This window comes from Alteromonas sp. KUL150 (assembly GCF_009811475.1).
Classification (GTDB): Bacteria; Pseudomonadota; Gammaproteobacteria; order Enterobacterales; family Alteromonadaceae; genus Alteromonas; species Alteromonas gracilis.
Window position 1 is genome coordinate 14,603 of record NZ_BLIJ01000071.1, and the last position, 13,312, is coordinate 27,914.

At 43.8% G+C, this 13,312-nt stretch carries 8 protein-coding genes; 1 reads left to right on the forward strand and 7 read right to left on the reverse strand.

Going from position 1 to position 13,312, the window contains the following annotated elements; translation table 11 throughout:
* Window positions 1–226: 226 nt before the first annotated feature.
* Window positions 227–1,945, forward strand: coding sequence for a GNAT family N-acyltransferase (locus GVO62_RS17260; protein ID WP_159120311.1), 1,719 nt, complete (start codon window positions 227–229; stop codon window positions 1,943–1,945).
* Between the two features lie 238 nt (window positions 1,946–2,183).
* Here the strand turns inward: GVO62_RS17260 and dapE are convergent, their stop codons facing one another.
* The 7 genes from dapE to tig all read right to left on the reverse strand — a co-directional run bounded on the left by dapE (window position 2,184) and on the right by tig (window position 12,960).
* Complete coding sequence (gene dapE, locus GVO62_RS17265) at window positions 2,184–3,359, reverse strand: succinyl-diaminopimelate desuccinylase (RefSeq protein ID WP_159120312.1); 1,176 nt, start codon at window positions 3,357–3,359, stop codon at window positions 2,184–2,186.
* 727 nt (window positions 3,360–4,086) lie between these two features.
* Window positions 4,087–5,979, reverse strand: a complete 1,893-nt coding sequence (locus tag GVO62_RS17270) for a SurA N-terminal domain-containing protein (protein WP_159120313.1) — start codon at window positions 5,977–5,979, stop codon at window positions 4,087–4,089.
* Window positions 5,980–6,291: 312 nt separating this feature from the next.
* Window positions 6,292–6,564: a nucleoid-associated protein HU-beta gene (hupB, locus tag GVO62_RS17275; RefSeq protein WP_012518978.1), complete on the reverse strand. Its 273-nt coding sequence runs from the start codon at window positions 6,562–6,564 to the stop codon at window positions 6,292–6,294.
* A gap of 321 nt (window positions 6,565–6,885) precedes the next feature.
* Window positions 6,886–9,237: an endopeptidase La gene (gene lon / locus GVO62_RS17280; RefSeq protein ID WP_159120314.1), complete on the reverse strand. Its 2,352-nt coding sequence runs from the start codon at window positions 9,235–9,237 to the stop codon at window positions 6,886–6,888.
* A gap of 341 nt (window positions 9,238–9,578) precedes the next feature.
* On the reverse strand, window positions 9,579–10,853 hold the full coding sequence (clpX, locus tag GVO62_RS17285; RefSeq protein WP_105931757.1) for an ATP-dependent protease ATP-binding subunit ClpX: 1,275 nt from the start codon (window positions 10,851–10,853) through the stop codon (window positions 9,579–9,581).
* Window positions 10,854–10,927: 74 nt separating this feature from the next.
* A complete protein-coding gene (gene clpP / locus GVO62_RS17290) occupies window positions 10,928–11,557 on the reverse strand; it encodes an ATP-dependent Clp endopeptidase proteolytic subunit ClpP (RefSeq protein ID WP_159120315.1) in 630 nt (209 codons plus the stop codon).
* A gap of 98 nt (window positions 11,558–11,655) precedes the next feature.
* Window positions 11,656–12,960 carry a trigger factor gene (gene tig / locus GVO62_RS17295; protein WP_159120316.1) on the reverse strand — a complete coding sequence of 435 codons (1,305 nt, stop codon included), beginning with the start codon at window positions 12,958–12,960 and terminating at the stop codon, window positions 11,656–11,658.
* Window positions 12,961–13,312 lie beyond the last annotated feature (352 nt).

Genomic DNA, 13,312 nt, shown 5'->3' on the forward strand with positions numbered 1-13,312 from the left:
CTATGTAAAGTCAGCTTTTGGGTTCTACCTTTTTATGAGCCACGACACTCTAATCGTTTTATTCACGCCTAAAAGCACCTAACCCACTCTTGTACCGACAAAATTAAGGAAGGCAGAGTACGCACTTACATTTCATTAACATTGTCAAATAACTGCCATCAAAGTGTGTGAAAAACGTCACATTGCCCTGCTATTGTTCGCCAAAACCGGAAGAGAAATAGGTTCTATGTTTACCGTAAACGAAGTACTGAACAAGCATTATCCTCAGGTAGCGAATAACCCAATTCTTTTTAAGTCGCTGTCTTTCGTATTAAAACATTTGCTTCACGAGCGTGAAATTACTGAGTTTGGCGAGACATATCCTCACTATGAAGATATCGATTTTGTAGAGCAAGTGCTTGAGTATTTTAATATCAGCTACTCTACTCGAGATGTCGAGAAGGAACGTATTCCTAGCGATGGAAGGGTTGTCATTATTGCAAACCATCCTATTGGTTCACTAGACGCTCTTGCATTGATAAAGCTTGTTAGCGAAGTGCGTCACGACCTAAAAGTGGTTGCAAACGAAATGCTTATGGCGATTGAGCCATTGCACGATATGCTGCTCCCAGTGAACAACATGCAGGGCGGAACGCCCAAACAACATTTGTCAGCCATTCACTCTCATTTGAATAAAGATGGCGCCGTCCTCATTTTTCCGGCAGGCGAAGTTTCAAGACTCCGACCTCAGGGTGTGCGTGATACTCGTTGGCATTCGGGTTTTTTGCGCATTGCAAGGCAAGCGAAAGCACCTATTTTGCCCGTTTACATTGACGCCAAAAATAGCCCGCTCTTTTACGGTGTCTCTATGGTTTATAAACCGCTTGCGACAGCGTTACTCGTTAAAGAGATGTTTAAACAGCGCAAAAAACATCTTCCTATGCGAATTGGTGAACTTATTCCTTTTGAGTCATATCAGCAAACAACTATCCCTCTTAAAGAGCAAGTTAAGCTCTTTAAGCGCCATTTGTACCGTATTGGTAGCAATAAAAAAGGCGTTTTTCACACTCAAGCCTCTATTGCAATGCCAGAGGATAGAAAAGAGCTTGCCAGAGCCATACGTGAGTGCGAGCACTTGGGCGAAACGGGCGATGGAAAGTCTATTTATCTCTATCAGCACAAAAGCTGCTCGCCCATTATGCGCGAGATAGGTCGACTAAGAGAGGTAGCGTTTAGAGCGGTTGGAGAAGGCACTAACAAGCGCAGAGACATCGATCAATACGACTCACATTACTATCATCTTGTACTATGGGATGAAAGTGATTTGGAAATTGTAGGCGCTTATCGTTTTGGCGATGCAGAGCTACTTACCGCCCCTGACCACCCTACAGGTTTGTATTCTGCAACCTTGTTCAATTACAGCGAGAATAACGAGAAGCTATTTAAAGAAGGCTTGGAGCTTGGTAGAAGTTTTGTGCAGCCACGCTACTGGGGTAAGCGAAGCTTAGACTACCTATGGTTTGGCATTGGCGCGTTTTTAAGTCGTTACCCTAAATATCGATACCTGTTCGGTGCAGTATCCTTGAGTAACGCGTACCCGGAACCAGCGAAAGACTTACTTGTACAATTTTATTCTACATATTTCCCTGCGAAATTCGGTGAGGCCACTTGCAAGCGCCCCTATCAAATGACCCAAGATTCGCTACATCAGTTCACAGGTGAAGACTATAAAGCGGAATTTACGCAATTGAAGCATTTACTTGCCAATATGGGAGTGAATGTTCCAACGCTTTATAAACAATACTCTGAGGTAGCAAAGGAGGGAGGCGTTGCGTTCTTAGGATTTAATGTCGATCCTGACTTCAACGATTGCATTGATGGCCTCGTGGTCGTCGATATGCAAACGCTAACTGAAAAAAAACGCAAGCGTTACCTCACTGACATTCAGTTGAAAGCGACTGCCTAACGCTTAATCGCCAGCAATTAGCAATAGCCAGCAGCTAACACTCTTTAGTAACCAACCAGAATTAAAAAAGGAGCAATCACATTATTGCTCCTTTTTTCAGTTATTCTTCTGCTGCAGCATAAATGCGACCTACTCTACTAGTTCTTATTAGCTATCATTAGTGACGTTATCTAAACCCTTTACTGTTAAAACATCTTTAACGCTAGCAGCCTTAAATTTGATGAACGGCATTGTGTCTTTACCTGCCACCCACATTTAAAAGAACGTCGGCATAGATATCTTCAAGGGTAAGTAAATCAGATAAGTGAATGTGTTCGTTTACTTGATGGATAGTGGTATTGGGAACCCCTACCTCTACCACCTGCGTACTTTCACTTGCAAAAAAGCGTCCGTCTGAAGTCCCTCCTGATGTGCTCACCACTGGATAACGCCCTGTTGCAGATTTGATCGCTTTTTCAATGCAAGTAATTAAGCATACCTCTGCGTTATTGTTAGGTTTGCTCAGATACGCTTCACAAGGTCGTGAAAAACTGACCGTTGCTTGTGTATCAACGCTATTAATCACCTCGCGAAGTAGCGTTGATAGGCTTTCTTGATTGTAGTGCCATGAGTAACGTACGTTAAATTCAATACGAACAGCACTTGGTACAATATTATCCGTGAAACTTCCCGTATCCATATGTGTGACTTGAAGCGTGGTACCAGGAAAATCATCGCTTCCTGTATCAAACGGATATTGCGTAAGTGCCGTAACGACCTTAGTGGCTTTGTGAATAGCGTTAATGGCAGTTTTAGGGTACGCCACATGGCCTTGTTTTCCAGTAACATGGATGGTTCCAGAGAGTGAACCTCTACGCCCAATCTTAATGGTGTCTCCAGTGTGCGAAGACGCTGAAGGTTCACCCACTAAGCACATATCCAAATGCACGTTTTGAGACGAGAGGTATTCGGCTATCCATCTTGATCCCCATTCCGCCTCTCCCTCTTCATCGCTAGTTATTAACCACCAATAGGAAACGTTGTTTTTATCCATTGACGCAATGGTTCGCTCTGTTGCGGCTAGCATGGCTGCAATACCTGTTTTCATATCCGCCGCGCCACGGCCATAGAGCTTATTTTGACTAATTACCGGGCAGAAAGGATTAGACTTCCATTTATCTAAAGGCCCCGGAGGGACAACATCTGTATGTCCGCTAAAAGCAAAATGAAGTGGACCGTGCCCCCATTTAGCAATGAGGTTTTTTACGCCGTTCACTTTATGTTTTTCGCAAACAAACCCCAGCTTTTCGAGCTTGTACATCAGGTAGCTTTGGCAGCCCGCGTCTATTGGGGTTACCGACTCTCTCGCCATTAAAACTTCTGCAAAATGAATACTGCGAGCGGGCAGCGCTGAAGGTAGGGAATGAACAGACATACGTATAGACCTATAATGAAACTTGGGTCTATTACACGAACTTAAGGTGACACGTTTATAACAGTTTTGAGACGATGTAATGACAGACGTGGGTTTATTTTCTGGCCACCCCAATAGGTTAAACGCCCGTCAACGTTAAAGTAGACGCTAATATTACCGCTAGAGATTGTTTAACGCCAAGCGGCTTGTTATAACTAGAACATCTTCTTTAAAAAGGCATTACAGTGTTAAAAATTATTGTCTTAATACCACTTATTCTGTCTCTGCTTTGGTTTGGCTATTTGCAGTCAAACAAGTACACATTAGAACAAGGTAAACAGGGGTTCTTATATATCTTTGTACTCTCAGGTGTAATCGCTGCGTTTTACACTCTTATGCTTTTTTTGACGCACTAGCCGACTTCATTAAGCCAGAGTGCTGAGCACCTCCAAAGATGGTGTGCATTGTCAGGAAAACATGCATAGCGTTTCGGAGTTAAACTTTTAAGGCTCTCTTTTACAAACTCGTTATTCCAAGTTCTCTTTTGAAGGCAACCTTTTCTTATATTGCCCCATAAGCTTTACCGCGCTCTTCCCAAATTCTGCATTTAACTTGGGGCACCGCTTTTAACATTACCTACTTTGCACACTCAATAAAAAAGCCAGCATAATGACTATGCTGGCTTTAAAACGCTGTATCCACTATGCATCCCCCATTTCGTTATATTATGGGGGCAATGGATAAATCTCTACAAAGCTTCGGAAATAGTTACATCGGCGCTTGCACGTAATGCATCGATATACTGCTGATAAACACGCTGTCCCTGAACCTGCGCTAAGCGCTGCTTGAGACTTTCTCCTAGCTCGTTTTCAAGGGCCGGCGCTTTGTTTACGCCTTCAAGCATGACTACAGCCACATCACCGTTTACTGTCGTTGCAACGTCAACCTTATCATCACCTTCAAGAGCAAGAGAGAATAAAGTATCAACTAGCGCACGTGATAACGTACCGCCGGCTCTCTGTACGTTGGTTGCCGTTTCCCAAGATACAGATTTTGCGGAAAGTTCACTTTCAACGCTTTCACCTGCACGTACCTTTTGAGCTAAGTCAAATGCCCATGCTTCCGCTGCTTCTCTTGATTTTTCGGCTTTAACTGATGCTTCAATACCTTCGCGTACTTCATCAAGCGACTGTGTACGCTGAGGCTGATGCTCAACCACACGAGCAACAACAACGGTCTCATCGTCTAGCTCGATAATATCACTATTAAGCCCCTCTTCTACTAATTCAGAAGAAAACGCAACATCTAGAAGCCCCGGAGAACTTAGATCTGCAGGCGCTGTATTTCGGCTGAAGAGTACCGATTCCTGAACAGGTAAATCGACCGCATTAGCTGCGTCTTCAAGCGTATCTGGTACTTCGAATGCAATCTCAGCTAGCGTATTTTGAAGCTCAAAATACTTTTCCATTGCTGCATCGTAAAGAAGCGTGTCGCGAATTTCACTCGCTACTTCGTCAAACGATTTTACTTGTGCTTCTTTTAGTTCAGTGAGCTTGATAATGTGAAAACCAAAGTCAGTTTCAACAACATCAGATACATCACCTACACTTTCTAGTGCAAACGCCGCTTCATCGAATGCCGGGTCCATCATCTCTGGTGTAATGAAGTCTAAATCACCGCCATTTTCAGCAGAAAAAGTATCGTCAGAATTTTCTTTGGCAAGAGTGGCAAAATCAGCGCCAGCATCAAGCTCTGCCTTAAGGGATTGCGCTTTCTCTCTAGCAGCGTCTACGTCGTCACCCGATTCAATAAGAATGTGAGAAACGCGGCGCTCTTCTTCAGTGCCGTAGCTAGCGATATTATTATCATAATAAGTGCGCACAGCCTCATCATTCACAGAGACACGACCTTTTAAGTCTTCAACGCTAAGTTTTACGTAGGCAAGCTTAACCTGTTCTTCTGTGTCGAAAGATGCAATGTTGTTGTTATAGAAAGCTTCAACATCGGCATCGCTTACTTCAACAGAACTCGCAAATTCGTCAGAGCTCACCAATACGTACTTGGCGTCTCGAGTTTGGCGCTGAAGGGCATTTGCTAGCTCTACTTCACCATCTAGGGCAAAAGAAGAGTTAGTCAAAGCAGCGGCCAATTGATTCTGCGTCATCTGAACACGCAAATAATCGCGGAAGTCGGCTACTTGAAAACCATTTTGACGAAGAATAGCCTGGAATCGCTCATTATCGAACTGACCGCCAAACTGAAATTCAGGCATTTGAACTATGGTTTCGCGAATTTGCTCGTCACTTACGCGCAAGCCCATCTCATTAGCTTGCTGCTGAATAAGCTTCTCAGCAACCAGTCTGTCTAAAACATTTCTTCTGAAATCTGCAAGGTACTGCTCACTAGAGAAAAGCTGAGCAATGCTTTCGCCGTATTGTGATTCCATTTGTGCACGCTGATTTTGATATGCACGCTCTAGTTCTTGTGCCGAAATCTCTTCGCCGTTAACAGTAGCTACTGCAGTAGTACCTGATGACGTTAGATAACTTCCTACGCCTGCGAATACGAAACTCAAGACGATAAGCGCAATAATTGCCATCGCCCAAGGGCCTTGAGAACCTTCTCTGATTCTTTCTAGCATGATTGTTCTTCAACTCCGTTGCTTACTACAATTACCTCGGCACACCATTAAAAGGCGAGTGCCAGGTAAAATAAGCGCTGATTATAACCCAATGCCGCCGAATATAAACGCCCAAACGCACTATTTGTGCTGTCTTGAGCTAATTTCAGACATTGCCGGAGACATGTAAAAATCTCAGCAAGCCCCAACGGGTTATTTCTACTCTTAAAATATTAGGGTTAGAGTCATGACTCTGACCCTAATACTGGATTCTTTGTTTTAGAAATAAAAAAGGCGATGGACTAGCCATCGCCTTTTTCTATAATTTTTTGCTTAGTTACAAGCGTCTTTCAGTGCTTTACCAGCTTTGAAAGATGGAACTTTCGCTGCTGAAATCTGAATAGTCTCACCAGTTTGTGGGTTGCGGCCACTGCGAGCTGAACGTTCGCGAACTGAGAAAGTACCAAAGCCTACTAGTGCTACTTGGTCGCCGTCTTTAAGCGCCGCAGTTACTGAGTCAGTGAATGCGTCAAGAGCGCGGCCAGCGGCTGCTTTAGAAATGTCTGCACCAGCAGCGATTTGGTCGATAAGTTGAGACTTGTTCACAATTATGATCCCCTTCGATTGTTATTATACTGTTTGTCCAAAACGATTTTGCCTGGACGTTATAGCAAGCTTGCTTGTTAACATCAAGCTTCAGTCACAATTAATTAACTTTATTAATGAATCGCTGCAATCCCTTTTGTGGCAAGGCTTCAAGCGAATACCATTTAAAGGTAACACAACTTTTGCGACTTGAAAGCCCTATTTTTAAAAAAATAGGCTTTTCTTTTCGCCAACGACCATTTTTTATACAATTATTGCAATTTTATATAAAAAATGTGGCTGCACGCCTTTAAAATTAAAGGATTACAGCCACGGCGTCAGTTACTTTTTGACCACTTCAAAGCTTTCTACTGGCTCTTGGAGTGCAATATCAAGTACTTCATCAATCCACTTAACCGGGTGAATAGACAAATCTTTCTTAACATTATCTGGAATTTCTTCCAAATCACGCTCATTTTCTTTCGGAATAACCACTGTTTTAATGCCACCACGATGGGCTGCCAGTAATTTTTCTTTAAGTCCACCAATTGCGAGCACTTCACCGCGCAGAGTTATTTCTCCGGTCATAGCCACGTCACACTTCACAGGGTTACCCGTGAGTGAAGACACTAGTGCAGTACACATTGCAATACCGGCACTTGGGCCATCCTTCGGAGTAGCACCTTCAGGTACGTGGACATGAATGTCACGTTTTTCATAAAAATCATCGTTGATGCGAAGTTTTTCAGCACGACTTCTCACTACGGTCATCGCAGCTTTAATCGATTCTTGCATAACGTCACCTAGCGAACCCGTTGACGTCATTTTTCCCTTACCGGGCACTGACGTGGTTTCGATAGTCAGTAAATCGCCGCCTACTTGAGTCCATGCAAGACCGGTCACCTGACCGATTTGATTGTCTTTGTCCGCTTTGCCGTAATCGAATCGCTGCACACCAAGGTAATCTTTAAGGTTATCCTGAGTTACCACCACCTTATCTTTGCTCTTCTTAAGCAAGATATCTTTAACGGCTTTGCGGCATACTTTAGACACTTCGCGCTCTAGACTCCGTACACCGGCTTCACGGGTGTAGTAGCGAATCATGCCGATAACGGCAGAGTCGGTAATTTCAAGCTCTTTGGCTTTAAGGCCATTGCGCTCCATTTGCTTACCAATAAGATGATTCTTAGCTATGTTTAGCTTTTCATCTTCGGTATAGCCTGACAAGCGAATCACTTCCATACGGTCAAGCAGCGGACCTGGAATATTCATGCTGTTTGACGTAGCAACAAACATCACGTCAGACAAATCGTAATCCACTTCTAAATAATGATCGCTAAAGCTGTTGTTTTGCTCAGGATCAAGCACCTCAAGAAGCGCTGACGCTGGGTCGCCGCGCATATCTGAAGACATTTTATCTATTTCATCAAGCAAAAAGAGGGGATTTTTCACGCCAACTTTTGCCATTTTTTGCACTAACTTACCCGGCAAAGATCCAATGTAAGTACGACGGTGGCCTCGTATTTCAGCTTCATCGCGCACGCCGCCTAGCGCCATTCGCACATACTTTCGACCGGTCGCTTTTGCAATCGATTGACCTAACGACGTTTTACCTACGCCAGGAGGCCCTACAAGGCACAATATCGGGCCCTTGAGCTTTTTCACGCGCTGCTGAACCGCGAGGTACTCAAGAATGCGCTCTTTTACTTTTTCCAGACCATAGTGGTCTTCATTAAGCACACTTTCGGCGCGGGAAAGATCCTTTTTCACAGGCGAACGCTTGTTCCACGGAACGTTAGTAAGCCACTCAATGTAGCTTCGAAGAACAGTGGCTTCAGCTGACATAGGAGACATCATTTTTAGCTTTTGAAGTTCAGCTTTCGCTTTGTCTTCAGCTTCTTTTGGCATCTTCGCGTCAGTAATTTTCTTAGACAGCGCTTCAAACTCATCGGGCGCGTCGTCTAATTCACCTAATTCTTTTTGAATGGCTTTCATTTGCTCATTCAAATAGTACTCACGCTGGCTTTTCTCCATTTGCTTTTTGACACGGGTGCGAATTTTCTTTTCGACCTGCAGCAAATCAATCTCACCTTCCATTAGCGCCATGAGATACTCAAGGCGTTCATTCACGCCCTGCATCTCCAACACTTTTTGCTTTTCAGTAAGTTTCAGGGGCATGTGCGCGGCCATCGTGTCGGCTAGACGCGCAGCATCCTCTATACCGTTAAGCGATGTAAGCACTTCTGGTGGAATTTTTTTGTTAAGCTTAACGTAACCTTCAAACTGAGAAACGGCAGATCGAATTAATACTTCTTGCTCGTTTTCATCAATACCTTCGTCTTCTAGCTTATCTACATGTGCTACAAAGAAAGGCTCGGATTGCTTGTAGCTTTCTATTTCACCGCGAACACTCCCCTCTACCAGCACTTTCACTGTACCGTCAGGTAGCTTTAAAAGCTGCAGAATAGTGGCAATAGTACCTACGGTGTAGATGTCGTCTGATTCTGGTTCATCAACACCTGCATCTTTTTGTGCTACTAGGAAGATTTGTTTGTCATTCTCCATTGCCGCTTCAAGGCATCGGATAGATTTCTCACGCCCAACGAATAGGGGTATGACCATATGCGGGTAAACAACCACGTCCCGCAAGGCAAGCACAGGAATTTCAATGCGATTTTCACGCTCAACTGTCATACTTGTTCTCAATTTGTTTGAAATGTCATTTTTATATGGGGATGCAAGAGCAAAGTTCAATCGAAACTTATTAAAGTGTGTTAATTCCTTTATCTTACCTTCCCTGCTCTAGGGCCTGTTGACCTATACTATAACCATTATCGATTTTTTCGTTTAAGGCAACACTTAACTGGGAAATCTAGCAGAAAGGATAGATTGGATGGGCTCAACCGTTCAAATATCGTTCAAGTTATCAATATTTCGAAAAGGTATATGACTTTTCTTGGCTCAAAAGAAATAACCAACAGCAATTAAAAAAGGCCCCGAAGGACCTTTTTAAACATGTTTACTAACGCTAACTATTACTCAGACGCCGCTTTTTTCTCATTACTGTCGTAAATCAAAATAGGCTTTGACTCGCCGCGAATAACCGTTTCATCAATGACAACTTTGCTCACATCATCCATTGAAGGAAGATCGTACATGGTATCAAGCAGCACAGCTTCAACAATTGAGCGAAGGCCGCGAGCGCCCGTCTTACGAACCATTGCCTTTTTCGCTATTGCATTTAAAGCGTCGTCACGAAACTCAAGTTCAACGTCCTCCATTGAGAACAGCGCACCGTATTGCTTGGTAATCGCATTCTTAGGTTCGCGTAAAATTTGAATCAGCGCTTCTTCATTTAGTTCTTCAAGGCTGGTTACAACCGGTAGACGACCAATAAACTCTGGTATCAGACCGTACTTAACCAAGTCTTCAGGTTCAACCTGTTTAAACAACTCGCTAATTTGCTTGCTGTTGTCTTTCGACTTAACGGTTGCACCAAAACCAATGCCTGTATCTTTTTGCGCGCGCTGCTCAATAACTTTATCAAGTCCAGCAAACGCACCGCCGCAGATAAAGAGGATCTTAGAAGTATCAACTTGTAGGAATTCTTGCTGAGGATGCTTACGACCGCCTTGAGGTGGTACCGAAGCAACCGTGCCTTCAATCAGCTTAAGAAGTGCCTGTTGAACACCTTCACCGGATACATCGCGGGTGATAGACGGATTATCAGACTTCCGTGAAATCTTATCAATCTCGTCGATATACACAATGCCGCGCTGCGCTTTTTCAACGTCATAATCGCACTTTTGAAGAAGCTTCTGGATGATGTTTTCTACGTCTTCGCCCACGTAACCAGCCTCGGTTAACGTGGTGGCGTCAGCCATAGTAAAAGGAACATCCAACAAGCGCGCCAAAGTTTCGGCCAGAAGCGTTTTACCACTACCCGTAGGGCCGATAAGCAAAATATTACTCTTGCCTAGCTCAACACCATCATGAACGTCGCCATTACGCAAACGCTTGTAGTGGTTGTAAACCGCTACAGACAATACCTTCTTTGCATGTTCTTGCCCAATAACGTAGTCGTCAAGGTGAGCATGAATTTCACTTGGTTTAGGTAAAGCGTCCTGCTTTTGCTTTGGCGCGATTTCCTTAATTTCTTCGCGAATGATATCGTTACATAACTCAACACACTCGTCGCAAATGAATACCGACGGGCCTGCTATCAACTTTCTTACTTCGTGTTGGCTTTTGCCACAAAACGAACAGTACAGTAGCTTGTTATCACCGTCACCGCTTTGCTTATCACTCATTACTTTTGCCTCTGCCTTACCTGAGTCGAAAACCAATACGTGCTTCGCACTGACTCAGGTTTACTATAACTATACTACTTAGTTCCGGCTACGTCAGATCGATTTGCTAAAACTTGGTCAACCAGGCCATATTCTTTCGCCTCAGTTGCACTTAAGAAATTATCGCGATCTGTATCGCGCGCGACTTTCTCATAGTCTTGACCGGTATGGTCTGCCATTAGGCGATTCAATTTCTCTTTAATAGACAGAATTTCTTTCGCATGTATTTCAAAATCAGATGCCTGACCTTGGAAACCACCTAGCGGTTGGTGAATCATAACACGCGAGTTAGGTAGACAATAACGCTTACCTTTAGCGCCTGCAGAGAGAAGAAATGCTCCCATGCTTGCAGCTTGCCCCAAACATACCGTGCTCACATCAGGCTTGATAAAGCGCATGGTGTCGTATATTGCCATACCCGCAGTTACAGAACCGCCCGGCGAGTTGATATATAGGAAAATGTCTTTTTCAGGGTTCTCAGCTTCTAAGAACAACATTTGAGCAACGATGAGGTTGGCCATGTGATCTTCAACTTGTCCTACTAAGAAAATAACGTTTTCTTTTAACAGGCGTGAATAAATATCGTATGAGCGCTCACCTTTAGAGGTTTGCTCAACAACCATAGGAACAAGTGCATTCATTGGGTCAAACGGGGTATTAGTCATAGCTACCTTGATTATCTAGCGTTAAAAACAAAAATGCTCGGAAGGCTCCGAGCATTTAAGCAGTTGCTGACAAGTATTGTCAATCAGACAGTAAAAAATTACGCCTGTTTGTTCATAACCTCGTCAAAAGCTTTAGTTACTTCAGTAACTTTTGCTTGCTCAAGAACCCACTCGATAGCTTGCTCTTCAAGCGCAACGTTTTGCATTTGCTGCATAAGCTCTTGGTTATTGTTGTAGTAATCAATAACTTCTTGAGGATCTTCATACGCAGAAGCCGCAGTTTCGATCATCTCGTTTACTTTAGCTTCGTCCGCCTTAAGTTCGTTCTGCTTAATCACTTCGCCAAGAAGTAGACCAATAGACACGCGACGCTTAGCGTTGTCTGTGAACAATTCAGCAGGAAGGTCTGGTAGGTTCTGACCACCGCCTTGTTGGCTAAAGCGTTGTTTAGCTTGTTCGCGAAGTGCATTCACTTCTTGGTCGATAAGCGCTTGAGGGATGTCAATTTCGTTAGCTTCTACAAGCTTAGCGATAACATCTTCTTTAACTTGCGCCTTAAGCGTTTGGTTTAGTTCACGCTGCATGTTCTTGCGAACTTCTGCTTTAAGCGCGTCAACACCGCCTTCTTCAACACCGAATAGTTTTGCAAACTCTTCGTCAACTTTAGGAAGATCTAAGCCTTCAACCTTTTTGACGGTAGTTTTAAATACAGCGTCTTTACCTTTCAGGTTTTCAGCGTGGTAATCTTCAGGGAACGTTACTTCAATAGTCACTTCCTCACCCGCTTTCGCACCAACTAGTGGCTTTTCGAAACCAGGGATCATGCGATCTTTACCAAGTTCTAACGCGAAATCTTCCGCTTTACCGCCTTCGAACTCTTCGCCGTCGATAGAGCCAACAAAGTCGATAATCACTTTGTCGTCTTTTTTCGCTTTACGCTTAACTTCTTTCCAAGTTGCGTGCTGCTTCTGAAGGGTTTCCATCATGTTATCTAAATCTTCGTCAGTAATTTCTACTACTGGCTTCTCGATTTCGATATCACTTACACCTTTCACTTCTACTTCTGGGTAGACTTCGAAAGATGCTACAAACTCTAGGTCCTGACCGTCTTCATCTTTAGTCAGTTCAAACTTAGGCATACCAGCAGGCTGAATTTTTTCTTGAATCACTGCTTGGTAGAAGTTTTGCTGCATAACATCGCCAGCGACTTCTTGGCGAACTGCCTGGCCGAAACGCTTTTTGATTACGCTTACAGGAACTTTGCCTGGGCGGAAGCCGTTGATGCGTTGTGTTTTTGCCAACTGCTGTAGGCGTGACTTAACTGCTGAATCAACCGTATCGGATGGAACGGTGATAGTAAGACGGCGTTCTAAACCCTGGGTCGTCTCGACTGAAACTTGCATTATGTTACCTCAACTATACGCCTTTACAGGCGCTTTGTTCCCAATCCCCTCTCCCGTCATGCATTAATTGCATATCACGCCGGGGTAGAGGTCGTTATTCGACGTTAATCACTTCAAAGTTAGGTCGCGAATTCGCGTCAAAATACCAACCTGAAGCAAACGTACTGGTTAAAAAAAGACGCGGTAGTATACAGCCGCATACCACAAGAGTCGAGAGGCAAACACAAGTTTGTAACACGCTTTTGAATGCATTTTGAGCAAAAAGCAAGACATTACGCGCAGTTTTGAAACAAATAAGCAAATGTTCGCGAAAATTACGAAAGGAGATAATGATAAAATTGAGAGAAGATAA